Source organism: Paraburkholderia sp. SECH4, from assembly GCF_030511745.1.
Classification (GTDB): Bacteria; Pseudomonadota; Gammaproteobacteria; order Burkholderiales; family Burkholderiaceae; genus Paraburkholderia; species Paraburkholderia madseniana.
On sequence record NZ_JALOCP010000015.1, the window covers coordinates 163,246 to 186,988 of the forward strand.

Below are 23,743 nucleotides of genomic sequence, written 5' to 3' on the forward strand. Positions count from 1 at the left end.
TGAGGACCGCTGCATGGCCCTTCGCGCGAATCCCACGTGGCTAAGCGCGACCGGCCTTTACCCTGAGAAACGTAGGAGTAGTGCCATGTCGTTGAATATCGCCGACACTTCAGAGCCATCCACCGCGTCGATGTCGGCTCGTGTCATACGGCTCAATCCTGCCGACGATGTTGTTATCGCGCTCGAACAGCTTGTGTCGGGCATGGTGCTCGGCAAGGAAGCAGTGACCGTGTCGGGACTGATTCCACCCGGGCACAAAGTGGCGACACATGACATCGGTCAGGGTGAGGCGGTGCACCGCTACGGCCAGGTAATCGGCTTTGCAAGCCAGCCAATTCGCACGGGGCAGCATGTTCATACCCATAATCTTGCGATGGGCGATTTTGCGCGCGACTACGCGTTCGGTCAGGCCGCGCGTCCGACTGTTCCGTCGAATGAGCCGGCAACATTTCAGGGCATTGTCCGCGCAGACGGGCAAGTCGCCACACGGAACTATATCGGGATCCTCACCTCGGTGAACTGCTCGGCCACGGTTGCACGAGCCATTGCTGATCATTTCCGCCGCGACTTCCATCCCGAAGAACTGGCCGCGTTCCCGAATGTCGATGGCGTCGTGGCACTCACACACGGGTCCGGTTGCGCTATCGACTCTGAAGGCGATGGTCTAGCGATCTTGCAGCGCGCGATTGGCGGCTATGCATGTCATCCGAACTTCGCAAGCGTGCTGCTCATCGGTCTCGGGTGTGAAACGAACCAGATCCCGCGACTTCTTGAGACACAGGGACTCCGGGAACACGACCGCTTGCGAACGTTCACGATCCAGGATAGCGGTGGTACGACACTGACGATCGCGAAGGGTATTGAACTGGTTCGGCGCATGTTGCCCGAAGCGAACAACGTGAGGCGGGAGCCGGTCGGTGCAAGTCATCTCACGGTCGGTCTTCAATGCGGAGGGTCGGACGGGTATTCCGGCATCACCGCCAATCCCGTGCTTGGTGCAGCCGTTGATCTACTCGTGCAACACGGAGGCACCGCGATTCTCTCGGAGACGCCCGAAATCTATGGCGCGGAGCACTTACTTACGCGCCGCGCCGAAACGCCCGAGGTGGGTCGGAAGCTGATTGATCGCATCAAGTGGTGGGAAGCGTATGCGCATCGGCAAGGGGCGCAAATGAACAACAATCCGTCTGCGGGCAACAAGGCAGGTGGCTTGACGACCGTCCTTGAAAAATCGCTGGGAGGCATTGCGAAAGCCGGCTCTACCAATCTGACCGAGGTGTACGAATATGCTCAGCCGGTCACGGCGCGCGGTCTGGTGTTTATGGACACGCCCGGCTACGACCCGGTGTCGGCTACGGGCCAGGTGGCCGGCGGTGCGAACCTGATCTGCTTCACGACGGGACGTGGTTCAGCTTACGGCTGCGCGCCGGCGCCATCCGTCAAACTTGCGACGAACACAGCACTATGGCAACGACAGTCTGATGATATAGACCTGAACTGCGGAGAACTGTTGGAAGGACGAGCGACGATCGAGCAACTAGGCCGCGTTCTTTTCGAATTGCTGCTAGATGTCGCCTCGGGAACCCGTTCTCGCAGTGAGCAGCACGGTTACGGACAAAACGAATTCGTACCTTGGCAAATTAGCGCGATCATGTGAGCGCACCTCAATACCGTTCCAGCCTCCAATACTGCTGCGCAGACAGTGACTTCCCCGCGCTGGCTTTCCCTAGGCGGCGGGTGTAAGCGAGACTGAAAGGCGGCTTTGCATCGCACTTGTGCCTCTGGGCACTCGGCGGTATGACGGTCTCTTTCGGGTCGCCTGCTGACCGTCGTGCCAAGCAATATCTGAGCGCTGTTACTCGGTCGAACCAAATTTGCGCATAGCGCTGACGGGCTAATATGACGTGGGTAATGTCAACTACGAATTCCGCCCATTCGAAGTGATCGTCGTACCCGTTTGAGGCGCTGAAAGCGACGTCGACGAAGCCCGTCCCACATAGGGATGGTTGTGCGCAGTGGCCATCGCGCAAACGGCGGCGTCGAGGGACTCCGAATTGGAGCGGCATCGGTGCTGCGCGCGATGCCGCGCTGCTGGCTAACATCATGAGTGGCGTCCAGACTCGATGCATGTCTGGGCTGGGTCATCCGATCGACATGGAGCGGGGCCGTGACTTGCCGCAAGCTGAAGGTTTACGCACTCGTATTCTGCGTCGCGGGCGCATTGTTGGGCAGCGTCGCGGCATCGGCAGATGAAGTTAAGGTGATGATCTCGGGCGGGTTTGCGTCAGCCTATCGCGCACTGGGGCCACAATTCGAGGAGGCGGCCGGCGATACGCTGGTCACCGTCTGGGGGCCTGTGGTGGGCACGGCCGCAAATGCCATCCCTGTGCGACTTGCGCGCGGCGAGTGGGCAGACGTGCTGATCGTGGTCGGCTATGCGCTCGACGATCAGATCAACGCCGGCAAGGTCGTGTCTGGCAGCAAGGTGGACTTCGCACGCTCGGCAATCGGCATCGCGGCTCGCGAGGGGGCGCCGAAGCCGGATATCAGCTCGGTCGACGCATTGCGGGGCACACTGCTCGCCGCGAAGTCGATCGTCTATCCGGACGACGCGAATGGAGTCTACATCGGCAGTGAACTATTCCGGCGTCTCGGTATCGAGGGGCGGGTGGAGAACAAGAGCCGCATGATCCCGGCCGAGCGGGTCGCCAGTGTCGTCGCGAACGGCGAAGCGGAGATCGGATTTCAGCAGATCGTCGAACTGTTGCCGGTGGACGGGGTGACGGTGGTCGGCAGTTTGCCCGCGGAGGTACAAAGGTACACGGTGTTTTCCGGGGGCATCGCCACCAATGCCAAAAATCCAGCGGGCGCAGAGGCGCTGATCCGTTTTCTGTCATCGCCGGACGCGGCCCCCGCGATTGAGGGGACCGGGCTCGAACCACTAACACCGAAGACTGCGAACTGAGCGAAGCTGTGAGCCCAGCGGGCCGGCGACCTAGGTGACGGTCGGATCTTCCGAGAACGGCCAGGAAGCGACGTTCACGTGATGCCGCGGTTGGACACTGGAGCGTCGGTAGCACATCGATTGTGTTGAAAAAGTCGCCCGTGGTTCGGAATGTTCGGTATCCTGGAAGACATCGATCGACGGGAGTGATTCGTCATGATGGGTCAACTGGGCAGCGGACAGGACAAACTCTTCTACTCGTTTAACCTCGATAATCACGTCCCTCGCGAACACCTGTTGAGAGGCATCGATCACTTCCTTGATCTGCGCGATCTACGCCAGCATCTCGCGCCGTTCTACAGTCCGATGGGGCGGCCATCGATTGATCCGGAGCTCATGATCCGCATGTTGATCGTCGGCTACTGTTTCGGCATCCGGTCCGAGCGTAGGCTATGCGAAGAGGTGCATCTGAACCTGGCGTATCGATGGTTCTGTCGCCTGGGCCTGGAGGACGCCGTACCCGAACACTCGACATTCTCCAAGAACCGCCACGGTCGCTTCCGCGATAGCGATGTACTACGCCATGTGTTCGAGTCAGTGCTGGGTCGGTGCATGTCCGAAGGCCTCGTAAAGGGTGAAGGATTCGCGATTGACGCAAGCATCATCAGAGCCGACGCGAGCTCTGCACGCGGTGTTCCGGGTTCTGGGCCCATCGACTGGGGTTGCGTCAAGGGACAAAGCCGTGCGGTGCGCGAGTATCTGGAAGCATTGGAAGAAGCGAATCCAGCGGGCACCGAAGCGGCGGAGATGGCAGAGACATCGACCCCGCCAAGGAGGATATCTCTTACGGATCCCGCCGCGAGCTGGACAGCCGCCAAGGGTGGCTTGCCGTTCTTCGCCTACTCGACCAATTATCTGATTGACCTGCAGGCAGGGATCATCGTTGACGTCGAGGCGACGCCCGCGAACCGTTCGCACGAAGTGGAATCAACCAGGACGATGATTGACCGCGTTGAGCGGCGGCATGATCTCAAACCTCGACGTCTTGCAGGCGACACCGCGTATGGCTCGGCAGCGATGCTTGCCTGGATGATCGAAGAGAAGGAGATTGCACCACATGTTCCGGTCTGGGATAAAACGACGCGCAAGGACAATACATTGTCCAGCAGCGAGTTCCTATGGGATGAACTGGCCAATGAATATCGCTGTCCCACCGGGCACGCACTACGCAGTGATCGGCGCAAATTCACGAATCCGCGCTCGCGCGTCACGAAGGCTGACACGATCATCTATCGGGCAAGTCAGCTCGACTGCGAGAGCTGTTCGATGAAGGACCGCTGCTGTCCGAATACACCATTCCGCAAGATCGCCCGCAGCATCCATGAAGCTGCGCGTGACGAAACGAGGCGTATTGCGAAGACGCCGGAATACAAGCGATCTTGCCGTGAGCGAAAGAAGGTGGAAATGCTCTTTGCCCATCTCAAACGCATCCTGAAACTGGACCGTTTGCGACTGCGAGGTCCAAGCGGTGCTCATGATGAGTTCCTGATGGCAGCGACTGCGCAAAACCTGCGAAGAATGGCCAAGCGGTTCATGTCAGGAAGCAAGCAGATGAACCAGGCAGTTGCATGACGAGAAATGAGGATCGTTGCCTCGCCCAAGTTCACCGCTTCGCCGATCGTCACAACTCGATAACGTCGTGCCAACTCCAGCGCCCTGACCCAAAACAAGACTTTTTCAACACAATCCATCGAAAGCGGTCACTGAATCTAGCAAACTCGGTGACGGTTCATCGGCCGAAGTGGTCACTCACGAAAGCAGGATTTCGCCGGTCTCACAGACGGCAGTGAAACAAATCTACAGCTATTAAGCTGACAATAAGCTTGGGTCTCTTATCCTGATGATGACGCGAAAGCAATTCGCTCACTTCCCTTTTTTTGAATGGAGGCCTGACATGTTGCGTCACATTACTGCCACTACCCGAACCGTTCTTGCCATCACCACCCTGACTGGCCTCGTTGCCATCGATCAGGCCGTCACATCACACCGCAGTTCCGTAAGTGCGCCCAAGCAGACGCAGACGACTCTCACGGATGACGCCAGGGGATCGCCGATGGACGCGGGCAATGCGCCGCTGTCCTCGTTGCAGCTCGCGGTGTTGCTTGAAGGATTCAACTGGCAGGCGCTCAACGATGCCGCACAAGCTGCATACGCGCGCACTCCGTAACGTCAGGGAGGCTCGCCGCACGGCGGGCCTTTTTTACTATTTCGCCGCATACCCGTCAGTGCGTGACGCGCTGTCGTCTGCGCGCGTTCACGGGATTGGCGATTTCGTCTGTCGGAACTGAATGCGTTGCGCCTGGTGAACAGCCGATACGCGACGTCATAAAAAGTTCTTATCTCCCACGGCGCACAATCGTATCAGCCAAGCGGTACAAGCCTTCGGTGGAAATCCGGTGCTGCTGGCGATCGAGCAATTCAGTGTTGCTCAAAAATTGCGCGGACTGCAAAGATAGACTCGCTCGATCCCTTACCGGATCTTGCGGCGAGGCACCAGACGCAGCGGCGGGGCCCGGAAGGGACGTGCGGTTCCTATGACCCAGAGGAGCCGAATTCCCCCACTTCCGATGGATGATCAAGTGAAAGTCAATTCTCTAATTCTCGCGTCTGCAGCAATGTGGGCCACGGTGGCCCATGCGCAGAGCAGCGTGACGCTATACGGTCTTCTCGATGCCGGCGTCACGTATACGAACAATCAACATGTCAGCGGCACGACAGGTCACAGCAACGTGCAGGCGACCAGTGGCAATCTCAATTCCGACAGATGGGGACTGCGCGGCAGCGAAGATCTCGGCTCCGGTATGCATGCCATCTTCACGTTGGAGAACGGTTTCAGCATCACCAACGGAAAATTGGGCCAGGGTGGCCGTATGTTCGGCCGTCAGGCTTGGGTGGGCCTCGCGACAGACCAGTACGGCTCAGTGACACTAGGGCGTCAATACGATTCGGTAGTCGACTATCTTGGACCCATGAGCCTGACTGGCACGCAGTATGGAGGCACCCAGTTCGCTCACCCGTTTGACAACGATAATCTCGATAACTCGTTTCGCGTCGACAACGCGATCAAGTATGCGAGCGCGAACTATAGTGGCCTGAAGTTCGGCGGCGTCTATGGCTTTTCAAACCAGGCCGGTGCCTTTGCGAACAACCGTCTGTACAGCCTGGGCGCGTCATACAACACCGGTCCGTTGAACGTCGCGGCGGCCTACATGGAGATCAATCAGCCCGGGGTGAATAGTGGCGGCGCCCTGGACGGCACCAGCACGTCCGCCGACGCACCGTTCACCGCGCAACGTCAGCGCGTCTGGGGCGCGGGAGCGAACTATTCGTTTGGCGCCGCAACCGTCGGACTGGTATGGACCCAGACGAAGCTTGACAGTGCGACCACAATCAGCACCGGCTCGCCATCGAGCCCCACGAAGTTCGGCAATGCAAGCGGCCTTAGCTTCAACAACTATGAACTCAATGCGCGCTACGACCTGACGCCGGCGTGGCGTATCTCAGGCGCCTATACATTTACCGATGGCCGCCTGAGCAACGCGACAACGAACGCCAAACCCAAGTGGAACCAGATCAGCCTGCTGAGCGACTATGCGCTCTCCAAGCGGACGGATCTCTATCTCGAAGGCGTGTATCAACATGTCAACGGCGCGAGCGGCACCGTGTTGAACGGTGCGTTGATCAACGGTATTGGCGCGCAGTCGGCGACGAATACGCAAGTTGCGGTGACCGCAGGCATTCGCACCCGCTTCTAACTCCCAGCCCTCACAAGACGCGGCCGTCCCGCCGCACTTCCTCAAGATATCTCATCATCGAAAATGCAAATGATTCAGACAAAGTTAGTCACCCTGCTGAGTCTGGCCGCGACGCTATCCGCATGCGGCGGCAACAGTTCATCGACGCCCGCCGCGACACCCGCGTCTATAGCCGTTCCTGCTTCAGTGACCGCCGCTCAGTCGGGCTACAAGATTTCGGTCTTTGCCAAGGCGCCCGGCACGCTTTTGCCCGACGATCTCGTCCAGCACGGCAGCAACATCTTCGCCGTTGCGCAAGACAGCAATAACAATCCGGACGGAACGACAGTCGCGGGTACGTCGCCGCAAAGCCAGGTGATCGAGTACGATCTGAACGGCAATGTCGTCAAGACGTTCAACGTACCGGGACACCCGGACGGCATCATGGAGTTCGATTCGCACACGGTGTGGGTCAGCACCAATGAAGACGCGAACCCGCTTTTGATCGTGATCGATACCACGGCCAATACCCAGACAACGCTCGCGCCTGACGTTACGCCGGCACATGGTGGCGGACTCGATGACATGAAGCAGCTCAACGGGGTGGTGTATGTGTCCGCATCGCATCCTACACTGGGAGCCGCTACTGTAACGGCGCCTAAAGGCGTGAGTTCGGTGCCGTCGGCTTATACCGTCACCCTGAATCCGGACAACAAGACGTTTCATCTGACGCCCGCTCTGATGGGCAATGCGGCAGCGACGAACATTGCAACGAATACGCAAGTCATGCTTAACATGACCGATCCGGATTCGATGGCAATCGACCCGGCCGGCAACGTGGTCGTCGATAGTCAGGCCGACGCCGAACTCGTGTTCCTGAAGAACCCTGGTGCGAGTCAGTCGGTGAGCGTGTTGCCGCTTATGTTGTCCGGCAACGCTGCACCGGTGGACGACACGCGTTGGGCACCTTCAGGCAGTTCGTTCATGCTGGTGTCGGACAATAAAACTCAGTTGATCTATCGCATCGATGCAAGCGCTGGCTTTACGGCCGGAACGGCGTACGCCTCCGGCCAGGGCACGCTGTTGCAGCTCAACACTTCGACGGGGGCAATGACGCCGGTCTATACCGGGATGGGTTCCCCGCACGGAATGATCTTTGTAGGCCAGTAGCCGGCCCACTGCTGTCCATTCGGCGCACGCGATGCAGTGCGCTGGATGGGCAGCCGACTCGGACCTCGCGTCGTATCAGATGACACGCTCGAGGCGAGCCCTGCGCTTGGGCACGCTTGGGCCATTGTGTGAAGCAATCGGGTATGGAATTCAAGAAACTCGACCGTCTGCTCCGGGTTGACTCCGGTCTCAGGTCTCGCTCGTAAGCGCCCCTTCACCGAGCGCGGGACAAGACGGCTTGCGAACGTCCGCAAAGGCCGACAACTCGCCGAACGGCACGATTGGGCGAAGGTCCGCTGTACCTTGGAAGCCGTCGTTGAAGGAGCAACGGGTCGAGGGCCCTTGTGGGTCGATCAGCGACTGTCGTCATCCGGCTCAGTGCGGCCAACTGTGGACGCTCGTTAGCGAACTCTCAGGGACGTCCGAACGTCGGCTGCCCCGCCGACATCGGGCGTTCGCGAGCGCCAATGGCTGGACGTCAGCGCGTGCGGACGTTCGTGTTGTATTCGAATCAACTTTCTGCGAATTATTGTCTTCCGCTAGTTTTGCTTTTCCATGCCGAAGTGAGCCTATTCATTTCAGCCTCATAAGTCGCGCAAAGTTTAACGATTCGCTCGAGGCAACCGCCGACGCGCAACATGCATTCGTCTCATTCGGGATGCGTGAGAACAACGTCGAAGCTTGGTGTGCGTGTCCCTCATGCTCCGTGCCGTTCCGGATCGCCCTGACCCGGATGTGCTGCCATTCCACTCCGGAATGATAGCTATTGCCTCGCGGCCTCTACTGCACATGGACGCTTGCGGCCAAGATAGCGACACCCAACACTCTTCGAGGATGACGTCATGAGCAAGCTCTTCAGTCGTACGAAAGTCGGACATTTCGATCTGCAACACCGTGTAGTTCTCGCGCCGCTTACGAGAATGCGTACCGAGCCGAGCAATGTCCCGGGTGATCTCATGGTGGAGTACTACGCACAGCGTGCGACGGACGGTGGCCTGCTCATTACCGACGCGACGGCCGTGTCCCAGCTCGGCATCGCTTACGTCGATGCGCCCGGGATCTACACCGAGGAACAAGTCAAGGGCTGGAAGCGCGTGACCGATGCCGTTCATGCCAAGGGAGCACGCATCTTTCTGCAGATGTGGCACGCGGGCCGTCAGGCGCATCCTGCCAACACTGGCGGGGTCACACCCGTCGCCCCGTCGCCGTTGCGTTCGCTCGAGCATGCTGCGATTCGCGACGAGAGCGGCCAGGTCAGCGAGGCGGAACTGATCGTGCCTCGCCCCCTCGAGACCGCGGAAATCCCCGTTATCGTCGAGCAATTCCGTCGCAGCGCTGAACTCGCAAAGCAGGCCGGCTTCGACGGCGTTGAGCTCCACGGTGCCAACGGCTACCTGTTCGAGCAGTTCCTGCTCGACGGCACGAACCATCGCAGTGACGAGTACGGCGGCTCGATCGAGAACCGCGCTCGTTTCCTATTCGATACGCTCGATGCAGTCGTTTCCGTGTGGGGTCCCGCTCGCGTGGCCGTCCGTCTTTCGCCGAGCGGCGTTTACGGCACCATGTCCGATAGCAATCCGCATGCGACGTTCGGCTATGTGGCGGGCCGGCTCAATCAGTATGACCTCGCATACGTCCACGTGATCGAACCGCGCATTCGCGGCATTGTGGAGAAGGAGACGACCGACGCGGACGTCTCTTCGAAGGACATTCGCCGAATCTACAAGGGCACGATCATTGCCGCCGGCGGTTTCACCGGTGAGAGCGCTGAGCAGATCGTTGTCGATGGCCATGCGGATCTCGTTGCCTTCGGCCGGATGTTCATTTCGAACCCCGATCTTCCGGAGCGACTGCGTACAGGCGCGCCGCTCAATCGATACGATCGCTCGACGTTCTACGGTGGCGACGCGCGGGGCTACACCGACTACAAATCGCTGCCTGAAGAAGTCGCGGCCTGAATGTGTTTGCAGGCCAAGGGCGGCGCAGTGGCCGTTGACCCCGTCGCCCTTGAGTTCGGGCGCGCTGTTCTGCGGGTAAAACGCAGTACCAACCCGATTCCGTCGATGAATCGACGCCATCCACTCGCATTTCGGCGGGTCAACCGCAAGTTGTTTCCGACCGCAATCGGCCTGGCGCATCACAAGGAAATTGGCTGCACGTTGTAGCGGGTGAGGAGTGCTTCGCTTCACGCGATGACATCGGCAACGCATCGGCATGCCGGAGCCGAGTACCGCGTTTTCATCGTCGAAGGTGGCGAGTGAGGCGCCAGCGCCGTTGAGGTGGAAGCCCGGCCCTGTAGAGCGGCATTGCCTGCTGGAATGAATCTTATGCCGCGCCCGGCACTACCTCGCTGACCTGCTCCTCGCTAGCATGTTCTGCGTCGGCTCAGGGCTGCATTCAAACGGCAGAGGCCTGGAACGGCTAGCACAATCGGAGGAACGATGAAGTTCAGAGCAATGAATATGGGCTTTGGCGCGCACGTCGATGAGGTCGATCTAACCTCGTTGACGCAAGACGATGTGGATCGGTTACATACGGCGCTTCTCGAGCACGGCTTGCTGGTCATCCGGAATCAGAAGCTTTCGCCTGCAGGGCAGGTCAGGATCTCGGAGGTCTTTGGCACGCTCGAGACGTTTCCGTCGGGCGAAGGGCAGTTGGCCGAATATCCGCAAATCTTTCGCGTGGCCAGCCACCCCGCTAAAGGCCATACGAACGTTGGCCGCTACTGGCATTCCGACGGCTCGTTCCGTGCAGAAGCCACGCCTATCTCGATCTGGTATCTGGTCGCGCAACCGGCCATTGGCGGCGAGACGCTTTTTGCCGATCTGCGGGAGGCGTACAGGGCCTTGCCCGATGAGAGGAAGCCCGCGATCGATGGTCTCATCACGCTGCATCGAAACGGGATAAGACATCCGCTCGTCATGCGGCATCCTGCGACACGCGAGCCGTCGATCTATTTCAATGTCGGTCTTACCGGCGGCGTCGTGGGCTATACGCCTGAACAGTTCATGGCATTGCGGACCGATCTGAACGATCACCTTTCCCGCGCAGGTGCCGCTTACGTCCATCACTGGCGCGAAGGCGACGTCATCATTGCCGACAACTTCCGGGTTGCCCACCGGGCTACGCCGATCTCGGTGGATCAGCATCGCATTCTCGATCGAACGACGATACGGGCTGATGGCGTGTACTGGGGCAAGGCGCAGAAGTGAAGGGCCGCAGCCCGTGGGCGTGCCGGCCCGCGCGAAATACTCCATTTTGCCGACGACGCGCCGCGCGCTCTGCGCAATGCGGCGCGCCGTCGTCGTCGGGTCACACGCCCTACGCCAGGAACAGCGTGTCGTGGGAAGCAAACGCGGAGCCACGTGGAAGAGGCGCGATGCCGCGCTTCAGGATCGGCGTGCCAACGCCGTCGAGGCCGGGAGGAAACGCGGCAACGTCGTCGCTGAACCCGCGGAGCGGCGCGCCATCGCCCGAGAAGGCCAGAGACTGGCCATATCCGTTTCCGTTGGGTCCGGATGCGCTCGCCACCACTACCTTCATGTCGCCGTTCCTGTCGCCGATTGATCGCCCCGGGATCGCCTTCATCATCGCGGCAAGCGGCGGCCCACAGCATGCCGTCACGGGCATAACCGGCTTTCCTCGCTGGCATGGATTGCCGGATGCCGATCTCTTTTGCGACACGCGGCGCCTCGGGCAAAGCCTGCATCGTTGCGGCGCAGCCCGCTACGAGGACCGCTACCGGGCAGACGCGCGGCCTCGCACCTTGCGTAGCGCTCGAACGAGGTCGTTATTCATTGCGCGGGCTTTCCGGCAAACAGAAATCGGCTGAGTGCGAGCAGCGGGAACAGCATGCCGACGACCGCGACCCAAGTCCAGCCGCCGTGCCTGTACAGCGTGCTCGCGATTGCGGAGCCGGCGGCGCCGCCGACGAAGACGCTCGTCATGTAGATCGAGTTCAGACGGTTGCGGCTCTTCGGATCGAGCAGGTAAATTTCGCGCTGTCCCAGGACCAGGTTCATCTGCACCGCAAAGTCGAGCAGCACGCCGGTGCCGACGAGCCCGAACACGCCGAGGCCCGGTAGCGTCAGTGCCAGCAGCACCGTGACGAGCGTCATCACGACTGCGCCGAAGCCGAATACCGCGCGCCACCCGAACTGCGCGGCGATGAAGCTCGAGATCGGACGCGAGAGCAGAATGCCGAGCACCAGCCCGCTCATGATCGTGCCGACCACGCGGCCACGCGTCTCGGCCGCCGCGAAATCTGCGCTGCGAGCCTCGTCGGTTGCCGAGTCGACGGCTGCGAGAATCGCCTTGGCGCGCTCGTAGAAGCGTCCACCGGGTTCGGTGACAGAGAGGTGTCGCGTCGTGCGATGCAGCACGACGGTCTGCAACTGCTGCTCCAGCGCCGTGACTGCGCGCGAAACCTGCGCAGCCGTCACGTTGTTTTCTTTCGCGACGGCGGTGAAGGATCCGGTTTCGACCACGCGGGCGAATATCCGCATACTGCTGACGATATCTGCCATTCTGTTCCCGGACGGTAAGACCACCCATTTTTCTCCGGAGCGCTGGCTTGGAGCCAACCTTTCTCAATGTGCTACCGCATCCTGGCGCAGTCTGACATCAGGCGTGGCGGGGGCGTTAGACGTCGTATGCCTGCCTGGAATGGATGTTATGCGTATCGAGGGTCTTCTACCAGCGTGACGCCGCGCGCATCATCTGCTCACCACGAATTTCCCGTTTGGAGAAGATCATGAGCACGTTCCCGTCATACACCATTGAGACCGCACCGGCCGCTTCGAAACCCGCCCTGGAAGACGCGAAAAAGACCTTTGGCTTTGTGCCGAATCTCCAGTCTCACATGGCCGAATCGCCTGAGCTCCTTGCCGGCTACTCCGCCCTCTGGGACCTCTTTGCCAGGAGTACGCTTACCTCGCATGAGCAGCAGGTCGTCTATCTGACCTCGAACTTCGAAAACAATTGCCATTACTGTATGGCCGGCCATTCGGCACTTGCCCGGATGATCAAGATGGATCCCGCTGTCATCGCCGCGCTGCGCGATGGAGAGCCGCTGCCTGATCCGAAGCTTGAAGCCCTGCATCGCTTCACGACGATTGTCGTACGCGAACGCGGCTTTGCTTCTGATGCGGATGTCGAGGCATTTCTCGCCGCCGGCTTCACGCGCCAGAATGTGCTTGAAGTGATACTCGGCGTTGCCACGAAGGTCATGAGCAACTATACGAACCACATCGTACATACGCAGTACGACCCGTTCATGAAGGGCAACGAGTGGACGAAGCCGGTAAAGTCCGCCGCCTGACCCGTGCGCTCGATGCGTCGATATCTTCTGGAGGTCTCGTAACATGACCAACACAACTGCAAGAAAGCCTGATGAGCGTGCTATCCCTTATCAGCTGCCTCAACCGCCTGACATGTCACCCGACATCGTGCACTTGGGCATACTCGATAAATGGCTGGAGGACGATAACCTTTGGGTGCCGATGACGCCGACTGTTTCGTTCAAGCCGCTGCTTCTCAGCGCCAGCCAGGGCTACTACGTCAATCTACTTAGAGTGCGCCAGTCCGGCGTGCTCTCGCGTCACCGTCATACCGGGCCTGTCCACGCGATCGTTCTGCGAGGCAGATGGTATTACCTCGAGCACGACTGGGTTGCGGAGCAGGGTGGCTACGCACACGAGCCGGCAGGCGAGACGCACACCCTGTACGTGCCCGAGGACGTAACTGAGATGATCACGTGGTTCCATGTTACGGGCGGGTACACCTACGTCGATCCCCAAGGCACAGCAGTGGGATACGAAGATGTGTTCACGAAAATCGAAGCGGCTCGCAGGCATTACGAAGAGATCGGCCTCGGCGCCGACTACGTAAAGCAGTTCATTCGCTAAGCGTATTCGTTATCTGCGGGCTTCGGATGCCGCGAAAGCACGAACGAAGATGTGCCCCATGCGCGGCGGAGGCCGCGCACCTCGATCGCCCGGCACAACGGGCTGCAACGGAGGATTTTCACCATGGAACGAAAAACTGTTGACGTGAATGGCGTACCGGTCAGCTACCTGAGCGCCGGTGACCCGGCAGGATCCGTCTTGTTGTTGCTGCACGGCACCTATTGGAGCCGCGTATGGCAGCCGGTACTCGACGATCTGGCCGCTGCCGGATTACGCCCCATCGCGGTAGATTTCCCTGGTTCCGGCCGCTCGGGTGGCGAGCTGACCATTGCGGATGCCTCGATTCCCGCTTTGGCGGGTTGGCTGCCGCGCTTCCTGGATGCGCTCGGTATCGCGGGACCGGTAGGCGTCGCCGGGCACGACATTGGCGGGGGCATTGCGCAGGAGGTGCTGGTCGATGGAACGATAGAGGTCAGCAAGCTGGCGCTCGTCAATGCAGTGATGTTCGATTCGTGGCCAGTGCCCGGCGTTGCCCGGTTCCGCGATCCGGCGGTGGCCGCTGCGACGACGACGGAGGATATCCTTGCTGCCCGTCGCAAGTCAGTCCTCACGGCACTGGCCAGGCCAACAACGGAAAGCGAAGTGGCCGAGTATCTCGAACCTTGGACGGACCCGCGCGTCGCACGGTCGTGGATCGCCTTGGCCGGTGCGGCGGACAATCGTTACACGATGGAGCTGTTGCCGCGCCTTCGCGCGTCGCAGACGCCAAAGCTGCTCGTCTGGGGCGAAGACGACAGCTTCCAGCTCGTCGAGCACGCGGAGCGCTTCGCCAAAGAGATCCCGAACACGCAGCTTGTCCGGATTCCCAAGGCGGGCCACATCCCCATGGAAAATGACGCTGTCGCAGTGGCTCGCGCGTTGGCTGGGTTCTTCATCTGACGCAGAGCAGCAGGCGGGAGTGGTTGTCGCTCGCCGGTCCTTTCCCAGCTCGCGGATGGGACTCATGCAAGGTTCGGCAAGGTACTTGCCGGCCAGGCGTCCGGTCAATTGTGTGTGTTTCGAAAGCGAGGCGGCGAACTCTCGCGTTACTCCAGGGGGCTTGGTGAGAAGCCCTTCCACAGTATCTAGTGAAGTCGGCCCGCTGCAGACTGGCAGGGATAATTCAGTCAGTTCGGACATAGGAGAACATCATGCAAACGAATCTGGAAAACTATTTCACTGCCTACCGCAACCTGAAGTTGATGCGGGATGAGGACGGCGTGCTGGTCGTGCAATTCCATAGCAATGGCGGCCCGCTCACTTTCACGGCAGAGGCCCACACGGAGGTTGTTGATGCGTTCTACCGGATTTCGCAGGACCGGGCGAACAAGATCGTCATCCTCACGGGTGCAGGCGGGGACTTCATGACCGGGGTTGACTGGGCATCTTTCAAGGACGTCTCCGATCCCGACGTTTGGAGCCAGATCCATGACGAAGGCGTTCAGGTCCTGGAAAACATCGCCAATATACGCGTGCCAGTCATCGCGGCCATCGAGGGGCGTGCCCATATCCACTCGGAGTATGTTCTGCTGGCCAACGTCATCGTGGCAACAGAAGACGCATCCTTTCACGACATGGGCCACTATGCTGCGGGTGTCGTGCCTGGCGACGGTATCTTTACCACCTGGAGCTATCGCGCGGGAGCGGGACGGGCAGAAGCTTTCCTGCTCAACGCGCAGCCGATTACGGCGGCGGTCGCACGCGAGTGGGGGGTGGTTGCTGAGGTCGTGCCAGACGGCCAGGCGCTTGGCCGCGCACAGGAATTGGCGAGGCAGTATTTGAAAGCGCCGGAAGTGGCACGCCGCAACACGCGCGTACACTTTATTTGGCCCTTGAAGCAACGCATCGTGCAGGAAGTTGGCTATGGGTTGTCGCTCGAAGGCGCCTCCGCAGCCGCCCTTGTGAAAACAATGCAGGCGAAGAGCTGACCGCTACGAGCGGCACCTCTCGATTTGCGGAAATATGGGAAGGCGAGTGCGTTGTCGGGTACCGTTGTGGCGCACTTGCTCAGGCCCGAGATCGATCCCTACCGCGGCCTCGCACCGCGATTGATCCGGAGCTCATGATCCGCATGTTGAAGAGTAGAAAAGTTTGTGCTGTTCGCCGCCCATCATGACGAATCACTCCCGTCGATCGATGTCTTCCAGGATACCGAAAAATCCGTACGTCGGCAGACTTTTTCCACAATCCGTTACTGAGCTGACGATGGGGGACTAGTCGGGGCGAACGGCAGCTTTGACTGTCGCCGAGGCCAACGGTGCGAGAGGCGCGCCTCGTTCGTATTCTACGTTCGATACCCGGGGGCGGCGTGGCGCACCTGGCCAATACTCGCAAGCAGTGGACGGCAGCGATCTGCCGGACTGGCAACGGACATTCGACACGAGAGCCACATGAAAGCGATTGAATTGCGTCAACTGCGCTACTTCTCGATTCTTGCGCGGGAACTCCATTTCGGCCGGGCGGCCGACCTCGCGTCGATAACGCAATCTGCGCTTAGCCAGCAGATTGCGAAACTGGAAGAACTGGTGGGCGCGCAATTACTGAACCGCGACCGGCGCGGCGTGACGCTGACCGCTTCGGGCGAGGCTCTGCGGAACAGCGCCGACGCCATCTTCGCTCAGGTTGAGCGCGCGTTGCGTGAAGCGCAGGATGCCGCAGGCAGTCGAGAATCCAGGCTCTCGATCGGTCTGGTCGAGTACGCGAATCTGCCGTTTATTCCGCCTGCGCTCATTCGTTTGCAGACACTATATCCGGACATAACGATAGAGCGCCACGAGATGAACACGGCGCAGCAGATCACCGCGCTGACCAAGAAACAGATCGACATCGGCTTCGGCGTATTGGTCGACACTGCACCAGACAACGACGACGTACTGGTTCAGCCGCTGTTCGAAGCAGACTGGGTCTTGTTGATGCGCAGCGATCACCGGCTGGCAAACGTCGACTGTCTGAACCTTTGCGATCTTGCGCAGGAGCGATTGATCGGCTCGGCACGTGCGGTCAATGCGCCGCTTTATGACTCGATGGTTGCTCAGTTCCAGCAAGCTGGCTTCACACCAAACTTCATCTATGAAACGACGCAGGTACAAGTTGGCGTCACGCTCATCGAACAAGGGCTCGGCGCAATGATCGGCACCACATACCTATTCTCGTCGCTTCCAAAAACTTTGCGCTACCGGCAGATCAACGGCCTCGAGCCCGTAACGGTCCAGATGCTGTCGCGCACAAACGAACGCAATTCACTGATACTTGACTTTCTCGATCTGGCGGCTGAAGAAGCGCGTTGCGCGCAAACCCGCGCTACTGCGCCTCGCGCCTCCAGTCGATAGGCAGCATTTAGGTGCGCCTGCTCAACCGTGATCGGCGTGAAGTAACGTTGACTCTGCCAAGCGAGCACTACGCGACAGCGTCGATGCCATCATCCGGCAGGTAGAGCAGGTGCTACGGATTATTCGGGAAGCGGCGGGCTATCAGAGTTTCAAGATCTCGGTTGGCCACATTGGAGATGCCAATCTGCCGTTCATCCCGCTCGTGTTGATTCGGTTTCGGGCGCTATATCTAGCCATCACGGTTGAGCGCCACGAGATGAACACGGCGCAGCAAATCGCCGCGCTAAAAAAACTGCATCGATTGGGGTTATCTTTGCCAGCAGGCAGCGTGCTCAACGATGCGGAGATTCTAACGGAGCCTCTGCTCGAATCGAACTGTGCGCTGCTGATGCGCAGCCACCACCGACTCGCGAACGTCGACTGCCTCAAACTTGTCGACCTTGTGCTGAGCGTCTGATCACCTCGGCGCGCGGGCAAATGCTCCTCTCTACCAATCGACCGTAGCGCATTTCTAAAGCACCGGCCTCAGGGCAAATTTCGTCTACGAAAACTTGCAGGCGCAAGCCGGAACTACGCTGATCGAACAGAGACCTGGAGTAGTGACCGGTGCGATCAACCCGTTCACGTCATTGCCGCAGACAATCAACTATAGGCTCATCAATGACATGGAGCCGATGTCGGTTCAAATGGTTCTCGCGTTTGAAAGAGCGCGATTCGCTGATTTTCGATTTCGTTGAAGTGATTACCGAAGAAGCGTGTCGCTTGCTTGCTTTGAACCTCCAGTCGGGCGCACCTCGCGATAAGTACGCGGTTCGCTTCACGTGTCGGATCGATTAGCGCTAGTAATCGGCCTTGCAAGTATTTCGAATTGGCTAATACCGATGATGTCATCCAAACTTCTCCTCAACGCACGAGCGGCTTGATGAATAGGTGGACCGCCGTCGAGATCATCCGCCGGCTTGCGTTCGTGTACCGTCTGATCGTGCGTATCGTGAGAATTCTGAAATGGATGTGACATCACGAGAACGCATGCGAGAGATTGCAACAAACCGCGCAATCGAAGTATTTCGCGCATTCCCAATCGACTGGAGTATTGAAGATGACCCAAGCACAAGCGAAGCCCGGAAAGACTCTTTTGTCCCCTAACGATCACACACTGATAATGATCGACCATCAGTCGCAGATGGCATTCGCGACGAAGTCGATCGATGCGGTTCTTCTGCGCAACAATGTCGCATTGGTCGCGAAGGCGGCCCGCGAGTTTAGCGTGTCGACGATTCTGACTACTGTCGCAGAAAAGGTCTTCTCCGGTCCGATTTTCGAAGAAATCAGCTCGACATTTCCTGGTCAGACGGCGATCGATCGGACTAACATGAATATGTGGGAGGACCCGCGCATCACAGCTCGCGTAAATGAAATCGGAAAATCACGCATCGTGATGGCGGGTCTCTGGACCAGCGTCTGTATCGTCGGGCCGGCGCTTTCAGCGCTTGATCAGGGGTTTGAGGTGTACGTGATCACTGATGCGTGCGGCGATGTTTCGGACGAAGCGCATCAACGTGCGCTAGATCGTCTCGTCCAACAGGGCGCACGCCCGATGACGTCGCTGCAGTATTTGCTCGAGTTGCAACGCGATTGGGCTCGGACCGAAACCTACAATGAAACAGTTAAAACCTCGGTTGCGCATGGCGGCGGTTACGGACTGGGTCTGATCTATGCGAAGACAATGTTCGGCGGTTCCGAGGGACACTGAACAAGATTTGTCATACCCGCTCGGCCTTGGTCGTTTATCGCCGGGGTGGAGCCGGTGGCGATAATCGAAGTGCGGGTTTGCCGGTGACAGCGATCAGCAACACGGTGATTGTTTTATAGTTAGCATAACGATATATATAACATTATTAACGTCGCGCAATTAAATCAGTTATCCGATTGTTTCTGTGAATAATCGTAGGTTGACGTGATCTGCAATTGGTGATGCGGCCAGTCGATCTCGCTCCTTTGCGTAATTAACTCGAGCGACTGGCGCGCTTCAATCCGATATTTCAACGTCAGGGCAGGACCAATGAAACTCTATCTGTTATCGCTGGGCGCCGGCATCCTGGTCGGCATTATCTATAGCCTGATCAATGTACGTTCGCCAGCACCTCCGCTTATCGCACTGCTGGGTCTGCTGGGCATGCTGATCGGCGAGCAGGCGATTCCTTCCGCGAGGCAGTTGTTAGGTTATTCGACGCCACCGGCGCTATCGCATCAGGCGAGCGGAACCGATCGTCTTTCCAGCACCCGGTCGGGTCATGCCGTGTTGCAGGCAGACCGGGGGCTTGATGGCAACGAGGAGGAACACTCATGAGCATTACCATTACTCAACCGGACCTGATCCTCTACAACGGCCGGGTGACGACGCTGGATCGTTCGAACCCCACGGCAACGGCTGTTGCGATCAAGGATGGCAAGTTTGCTGCGGTGGGCAGCGACGTCGAGGTTCTGCCGCTCGCAGGGTCATCAACCCGGGTGATCGACCTGACGGGGCGCAGAGTACTGCCCGGACTGATCGACAACCACATTCACATCATTCGCGGCGGACTGAACTTCAACATGGAGCTGCGTTGGGATGGCGTGCGCTCCCTTGCCACCGCGATGGACATGCTGCGCGAGCAGGTTGCCGTCACTCCGGCGCCGCAATGGGTGCGCGTGGTGGGTGGATTCACCGAGCATCAATTCGACGAGAAACGCTTGCCCACGATCGAAGAGCTGAATGCGGTTGCGCCCGATACACCCGTGTTCATTCTGCATTTGTACGATCGCGCGCTACTGAATGCGGCGGCTCTGCGCGTGGCGGGCTACACGAAGGACACGCCGGAGCCCCCGGGAGGACAGATCGTGCGAGACAGCGCCGGCAATCCGACCGGCCTGCTGCTCGCGCAGCCGAATGCATCGATCCTGTACGCGACGCTGGCAAAGGGTCCGAAGCTGCCGTTCGACTATCAGGTGAATTCGACACGCCACTTCATGCGCGAACTTAACCGGTTGGGCGTGACCGGTGCGATCGACGCGGGCGGCGGCTCCCAGAACTATCCGGACGATTACGAGGTGATCCAGAAACTGTCCGACGAGGGCCAACTGACGATCCGTCTCGCATACAACCTGTTCACGCAGAAGCCGAAGGCGGAGAAGGAAGACTTCCTGAACTGGACGAAGACGTCGAAGTACAAGCAGGGTAACGATTACTTCCGCCACAACGGCGCAGGCGAGAATCTGGTGTTCTCGGCGGCGGACTTCGAGGACTTCCGTGTCGCACGTCCGGATATGCCCCCGCAGATGGAGGGAGAGCTGGAAGAAGTTGTGCGCGTACTGGCGGAGAACCGTTGGCCGTGGCGTATGCATGCGACCTATGACGAAACGATAAGCCGCGCGCTCGACGTGTTCGAGAAGGTCAACAGGGACGTGCCGCTTGCCGGCATCAACTGGTTCTTCGATCACGCCGAGACGATTTCCGAGAAATCGATGGACCGAGTCGCTGCGCTGGGTGGTGGCGTCGCGGTGCAGCACCGGATGGCGTACCAGGGAGAGTACTTTGTAGAGCGCTACGGTGCGAAGGCCGCCGAGGCCACGCCGCCGGTTGCGAAGATGCTGGAGAAGGGAATCCGGACTTCGTCCGGTACGGACGCAACACGGGTCGCGTCGTACAACCCTTGGGTATCGCTGTCGTGGCTGGTGACGGGCAAGACGGTGGGTGGTCTGCGGATGTATCCGCAGCGGAACTGCCTTGATCGCGAAACAGCCCTGCGCATGTGGACCGAAAATGTGACCTGGTTCTCGAACGAGGAGGGCAAGAAAGGCCGGATCGAGGCAGGTCAGTTTGCAGACCTGATCGTCCCGGACCGCGACTTCTTTGCGTGCGCTGAGGGCGAGATTGCCGATACCACGTCGCTGCTGACCGTGGTGGGTGGCAAGGTGGTATACGGCACAGGCGAATTCGCGTCGTTCGACGACAGCGCACCGCCGCCCGCGATGCCGGACTGGTCACCGGTGCGTCGCTTTGGTGGTTTCGCCGGGTGGAAGAACGCGAGCGGCAACGGCGAAGCGGCGCTGCAGCAGGTCGCAGCGGCGTCGTGTGGTTGTGCGACGGCATGCGGTGTGCACGGTCACGCGCATGCCCGCGCGTGGACGGCCAATGCGCCGACCTCGGACCTGCATGGCTTCTGGGGCGCGCTCGGCTGCTCCTGCTGGGCGGTCTGACGTGAGGACAGGCGCGCTACAGGGAAATCCGTCGTGGGTGGCCGCGTTGCTGGCACGGTCGTGGGTGCTGCCGCTGGCGCGGCTCGCCCTCGTGTCTGCGTATCTGATCGGGGGCATCGACAAGCTCGCGCATTTCCATGACGCCATTCTGGAGCAGGAGCATTTCAGCCTGCATCCAGGGGCGCTGTGGGCGACGCTGGCGATTGTCGTCGAACTGGGCGGCTCCTTCTGCGTGGTTTTCAACCGGCTTGTCTGGCTGGGCGCAGGCGGGCTGTCCGCACTGACCGCCGTTGCCATGCTGGTCGCCAACAATTTCTGGAGTCTCTCTGGCAATGCACGTTTCATCGCATTGAACGGGTTTTTTGAGCACCTCGGGCTGATTGCCGCCTTTATTGCCGTGACGTATCTGGCGAGCGGCGCACACCGGTCCCGTGGCAAGACATAGCTAAACCGAAAGAGGAACTTTCACCATCATGCATAACAGAGGAACTTTCAACATCATGCGTAAATTCCGTTCCCTCGCTGTAACCGCGCTGGTCGCGGGCACGCTCGCCGTGGCCTCGTCGCTGGCACTAGCCAGCCCCCCGGTGCTAGCCAGGCCCACGGCGACGCCGTCGTTGGCCGTAGGGCCGCAGTACGACACGACACACGTCTACGTCGCGCCCGAGGACTTCGACAGGTTTACCGACAGCTTCGTCGCGACGTTTGGCGGCCATAAGTCGCAGCGGGGCGTCTTCCAGGTGACGCCGACGCCGAGCCGGACGATGTCGCAGCTCGTGTTCACGCCGGTCGGCACGTTGTCAGTATTTGGCTTCAAGACGCCGGTTCCGTACCCGTTCGGCAGTGAGCGCACCGGCTATCTCGTGACCGACATGGATGCGGCGGTGAAGTCGGCGATGGCGCATGGCGCGGATGTATATGTGGACACGTTCCCGGATCCGATCGGGCGTGATGCGCTGATCTCGTGGCCGGGTGGTGTGCACATGCAGCTGTACTGGCACAAGCAGGCGCCGTACTACGATCCGCTGGAGACGGTGCCGGAAAATCGCGTGTATGTGTCGCCGGAGCGCGCGAAAGCGCTCATCCACGATTTCGTCGTGTTCTCGCACGGCAAGGTCGTGTCCGATGACCGCAACGCACCGGGCATCGAGATTGGCCGGCCGGCCGACACGTATCGTCGGGTCCGGATCGAATCAGGCTTCGGCAAGATCACCGTCCTCGTGACAGACGGCCATCTGCCTTACCCGTTCGGGTACGAGTTGACCGGCTACGAGGTGAAGGATCTCGCCAACACGCTGAAGAAAGCGCAGGCGGCCGGCGCGACCGTACTCGTGCAGCCGTTCACCTCGGGTGGCCGCGACGCCGCGCTCGTGCAGTTCCCGGGCGGTTACATCGCCGAGCTTCACGCGGTCGCGCACTGAGCCAGGTCGGATGTACCGGCGGTCCCAGCCCGGGAAGAAGGCGGGGACGGGCTGGTTTCGTTTGATTGCCCGCCACGTCGCCGCCGGGAGGTCCCCGGGTCAGATGATTCCGGCGGCTGAGGCGCCGGAAACGGATTGCAGGCGACGGGTCCGATAGCGAGGCGACCATGCCCGGATTTTCCGCACAGGGTCTGCTGAAATCCGAAGATACTGTTCTGGCTGCGATTGCCGGTTATATCAACACACCGAGCTTTGTCGCGCTGTTCTCTGCTGGATAAACTTCGGCCTCAAACCATCGTCATGAGCCAAAACACGACTTTTTCAACACTATCGGCCGAACTGAGCCGCTCAAAATCACTTTGCAGGGTCTTCCCCGGCGGCGATAATTTAGGGGAGGGAATGACAGGCGCGAGGCCTGTCAGATATGAATTGCCACCATTGCTGATAGCAAATCTGTAGCACGCGACACTCCCCTTCTTAACGCGTCCGCCGACTTTTCCGCAGTCCAGGCTTGCTCGCACTCATCCGACGACAATTGACCAAAACCGTCGGTTGCGAACCTCACTGTCTCCCGTCGAAGTGGGAATCTCACCCGGTAATCGAACCAAAGTAGCACGCCATTTTGGGGATATTTTTGGGGTATTTAATATGGCCCTAAATTATTGGATTGTTCGCTGGTTTAGTTTTGCGCCAACTGTTCAAGTCCGGTCCCCGGCACCATGAAGTATTCCAGCAAGTTCCGATGAAATCCGTAAAGTCGCCGTGCCATTTAGTGAACTACCCCAAATCGTTGGACGGGTGTCCAACTTTTGGGGTGCAGTTCACGGTGCCCGAGGTTTTTTTGGTTTTTAGCGGCCGGCGCTCTGGCCGCCGTCGACGTGCAGGATTTCTCCCGTGATGA

General features: G+C 59.6%; 21 protein-coding genes. 19 read left to right on the plus strand and 2 right to left on the minus strand.

The annotated features are described in order from the left end of the window. The first annotated feature begins 85 nt into the window (after window positions 1-85). From M0D67_RS21285 to M0D67_RS21320, 8 genes are all read left to right on the plus strand, one after another. On the plus strand, window positions 86-1,657 hold the full coding sequence (locus tag M0D67_RS21285) for a UxaA family hydrolase (RefSeq protein ID WP_266239566.1): 1,572 nt from the start codon (window positions 86-88) through the stop codon (window positions 1,655-1,657). A 510-nt stretch (window positions 1,658-2,167) separates the two neighbouring features. Beyond that, window positions 2,168-2,965, plus strand: coding sequence for a substrate-binding domain-containing protein (locus M0D67_RS21290; protein ID WP_171927814.1), 798 nt, complete (start codon window positions 2,168-2,170; stop codon window positions 2,963-2,965). A gap of 195 nt (window positions 2,966-3,160) precedes the next feature. Further along, entirely contained in the window at window positions 3,161-4,576 is a 1,416-nt protein-coding gene (locus M0D67_RS21295) for an IS1182 family transposase (protein ID WP_154562598.1), read from the plus strand. A 322-nt stretch (window positions 4,577-4,898) separates the two neighbouring features. Next, window positions 4,899-5,171, plus strand: coding sequence for a hypothetical protein (locus M0D67_RS21300; protein WP_154562600.1), 273 nt, complete (start codon window positions 4,899-4,901; stop codon window positions 5,169-5,171). Window positions 5,172-5,583: 412 nt separating this feature from the next. Beyond that, window positions 5,584-6,759, plus strand: a complete 1,176-nt coding sequence (locus tag M0D67_RS21305; protein ID WP_168435791.1) for a porin — start codon at window positions 5,584-5,586, stop codon at window positions 6,757-6,759. Window positions 6,760-6,828: 69 nt separating this feature from the next. After that, window positions 6,829-7,908 carry a hypothetical protein gene (locus M0D67_RS21310; RefSeq protein ID WP_171927812.1) on the plus strand — a complete coding sequence of 360 codons (1,080 nt, stop codon included), beginning with the start codon at window positions 6,829-6,831 and terminating at the stop codon, window positions 7,906-7,908. A gap of 842 nt (window positions 7,909-8,750) precedes the next feature. Further along, window positions 8,751-9,866, plus strand: coding sequence for an alkene reductase (locus tag M0D67_RS21315; protein ID WP_171927811.1), 1,116 nt, complete (start codon window positions 8,751-8,753; stop codon window positions 9,864-9,866). 483 nt (window positions 9,867-10,349) lie between these two features. Then, entirely contained in the window at window positions 10,350-11,120 is a 771-nt protein-coding gene (locus tag M0D67_RS21320; protein ID WP_266239567.1) for a TauD/TfdA family dioxygenase, read from the plus strand. A gap of 109 nt (window positions 11,121-11,229) precedes the next feature. Here the strand turns inward: M0D67_RS21320 and M0D67_RS21325 are convergent, their stop codons facing one another. After that, entirely contained in the window at window positions 11,230-11,538 is a 309-nt protein-coding gene (locus M0D67_RS21325; protein WP_171927810.1) for a hypothetical protein, read from the minus strand. A 164-nt stretch (window positions 11,539-11,702) separates the two neighbouring features. Next, window positions 11,703-12,434, minus strand: a complete 732-nt coding sequence (locus M0D67_RS21330) for an MFS transporter (protein ID WP_266239568.1) — start codon at window positions 12,432-12,434, stop codon at window positions 11,703-11,705. Between the two features lie 227 nt (window positions 12,435-12,661). Here M0D67_RS21330 and M0D67_RS21335 point away from each other — a divergent pair, with 227 nt between their 5' ends. The 11 genes from M0D67_RS21335 (at window position 12,662) to M0D67_RS21385 (ending at window position 22,842) form a co-directional block, all read left to right on the plus strand. Beyond that, complete coding sequence (locus M0D67_RS21335; RefSeq protein ID WP_154562614.1) at window positions 12,662-13,228, plus strand: carboxymuconolactone decarboxylase family protein; 567 nt, start codon at window positions 12,662-12,664, stop codon at window positions 13,226-13,228. 43 nt (window positions 13,229-13,271) lie between these two features. Continuing rightward, a complete protein-coding gene (locus M0D67_RS21340; protein ID WP_171927809.1) occupies window positions 13,272-13,814 on the plus strand; it encodes a 2,4'-dihydroxyacetophenone dioxygenase family protein in 543 nt (180 codons plus the stop codon). 123 nt (window positions 13,815-13,937) lie between these two features. Beyond that, window positions 13,938-14,753, plus strand: coding sequence for an alpha/beta fold hydrolase (locus M0D67_RS21345; RefSeq protein WP_154562618.1), 816 nt, complete (start codon window positions 13,938-13,940; stop codon window positions 14,751-14,753). Window positions 14,754-15,004: 251 nt separating this feature from the next. Continuing rightward, the gene (locus M0D67_RS21350) at window positions 15,005-15,781 is read left to right on the plus strand and encodes an enoyl-CoA hydratase/isomerase family protein (RefSeq protein ID WP_154562620.1); all 777 of its coding nucleotides are present in this window, start codon (window positions 15,005-15,007) and stop codon (window positions 15,779-15,781) included. Window positions 15,782-16,243: 462 nt separating this feature from the next. Further along, complete coding sequence (locus M0D67_RS21355) at window positions 16,244-17,182, plus strand: LysR substrate-binding domain-containing protein (protein WP_171927808.1); 939 nt, start codon at window positions 16,244-16,246, stop codon at window positions 17,180-17,182. A 109-nt stretch (window positions 17,183-17,291) separates the two neighbouring features. Further along, window positions 17,292-17,639: a hypothetical protein gene (locus M0D67_RS21360; protein ID WP_266239569.1), complete on the plus strand. Its 348-nt coding sequence runs from the start codon at window positions 17,292-17,294 to the stop codon at window positions 17,637-17,639. A gap of 642 nt (window positions 17,640-18,281) precedes the next feature. After that, window positions 18,282-18,935: a hydrolase gene (locus M0D67_RS21365; protein WP_171927806.1), complete on the plus strand. Its 654-nt coding sequence runs from the start codon at window positions 18,282-18,284 to the stop codon at window positions 18,933-18,935. A 309-nt stretch (window positions 18,936-19,244) separates the two neighbouring features. Further along, window positions 19,245-19,532 (plus strand): DUF1427 family protein, encoded by a 288-nt coding sequence (locus tag M0D67_RS21370; RefSeq protein ID WP_154562628.1) that lies wholly within the window; start codon window positions 19,245-19,247, stop codon window positions 19,530-19,532. After that, window positions 19,529-21,421, plus strand: a complete 1,893-nt coding sequence (locus tag M0D67_RS21375; RefSeq protein WP_171927805.1) for an amidohydrolase — start codon at window positions 19,529-19,531, stop codon at window positions 21,419-21,421. Before M0D67_RS21370 ends, M0D67_RS21375 begins: the two co-directional genes overlap by 4 nt. Next, window positions 21,378-21,866, plus strand: a complete 489-nt coding sequence (locus M0D67_RS21380; RefSeq protein WP_171927804.1) for a DoxX family protein — start codon at window positions 21,378-21,380, stop codon at window positions 21,864-21,866. Before M0D67_RS21375 ends, M0D67_RS21380 begins: the two co-directional genes overlap by 44 nt. Window positions 21,867-21,921: 55 nt before the next feature. Continuing rightward, window positions 21,922-22,842 carry a glyoxalase gene (locus M0D67_RS21385; RefSeq protein WP_171927803.1) on the plus strand — a complete coding sequence of 307 codons (921 nt, stop codon included), beginning with the start codon at window positions 21,922-21,924 and terminating at the stop codon, window positions 22,840-22,842. Window positions 22,843-23,743: the final 901 nt, after the last annotated feature.

What these genes read in the sequence shown, in the direction of transcription:
- M0D67_RS21285 (WP_266239566.1), top strand. Translation starts at nt 86, where the DNA reads ATGTCGTTGAATATCGCCGACACTTCAGAGCCATCCACCGCGTCGATG.
- M0D67_RS21295 (WP_154562598.1), top strand. Translation starts at nt 3,161, where the DNA reads ATGATGGGTCAACTGGGCAGCGGACAGGACAAACTCTTCTACTCGTTT.
- M0D67_RS21300 (WP_154562600.1), top strand. Translation starts at nt 4,899, where the DNA reads ATGTTGCGTCACATTACTGCCACTACCCGAACCGTTCTTGCCATCACC.
- M0D67_RS21310 (WP_171927812.1), top strand. Translation starts at nt 6,829, where the DNA reads ATGATTCAGACAAAGTTAGTCACCCTGCTGAGTCTGGCCGCGACGCTA.
- M0D67_RS21315 (WP_171927811.1), top strand. Translation starts at nt 8,751, where the DNA reads ATGAGCAAGCTCTTCAGTCGTACGAAAGTCGGACATTTCGATCTGCAA.
- M0D67_RS21320 (WP_266239567.1), top strand. Translation starts at nt 10,350, where the DNA reads ATGAAGTTCAGAGCAATGAATATGGGCTTTGGCGCGCACGTCGATGAG.
- M0D67_RS21325 (WP_171927810.1), bottom strand. Translation starts at nt 11,538, where the DNA reads ATGCCCGTGACGGCATGCTGTGGGCCGCCGCTTGCCGCGATGATGAAG.
- M0D67_RS21330 (WP_266239568.1), bottom strand. Translation starts at nt 12,434, where the DNA reads ATGGCAGATATCGTCAGCAGTATGCGGATATTCGCCCGCGTGGTCGAA.
- M0D67_RS21335 (WP_154562614.1), top strand. Translation starts at nt 12,662, where the DNA reads ATGAGCACGTTCCCGTCATACACCATTGAGACCGCACCGGCCGCTTCG.
- M0D67_RS21340 (WP_171927809.1), top strand. Translation starts at nt 13,272, where the DNA reads ATGACCAACACAACTGCAAGAAAGCCTGATGAGCGTGCTATCCCTTAT.
- M0D67_RS21345 (WP_154562618.1), top strand. Translation starts at nt 13,938, where the DNA reads ATGGAACGAAAAACTGTTGACGTGAATGGCGTACCGGTCAGCTACCTG.
- M0D67_RS21350 (WP_154562620.1), top strand. Translation starts at nt 15,005, where the DNA reads ATGCAAACGAATCTGGAAAACTATTTCACTGCCTACCGCAACCTGAAG.
- M0D67_RS21355 (WP_171927808.1), top strand. Translation starts at nt 16,244, where the DNA reads ATGAAAGCGATTGAATTGCGTCAACTGCGCTACTTCTCGATTCTTGCG.
- M0D67_RS21365 (WP_171927806.1), top strand. Translation starts at nt 18,282, where the DNA reads ATGACCCAAGCACAAGCGAAGCCCGGAAAGACTCTTTTGTCCCCTAAC.
- M0D67_RS21370 (WP_154562628.1), top strand. Translation starts at nt 19,245, where the DNA reads ATGAAACTCTATCTGTTATCGCTGGGCGCCGGCATCCTGGTCGGCATT.
- M0D67_RS21375 (WP_171927805.1), top strand. Translation starts at nt 19,529, where the DNA reads ATGAGCATTACCATTACTCAACCGGACCTGATCCTCTACAACGGCCGG.
- M0D67_RS21380 (WP_171927804.1), top strand. Translation starts at nt 21,378, where the DNA reads ATGGCTTCTGGGGCGCGCTCGGCTGCTCCTGCTGGGCGGTCTGACGTG.
- M0D67_RS21385 (WP_171927803.1), top strand. Translation starts at nt 21,922, where the DNA reads ATGCGTAAATTCCGTTCCCTCGCTGTAACCGCGCTGGTCGCGGGCACG.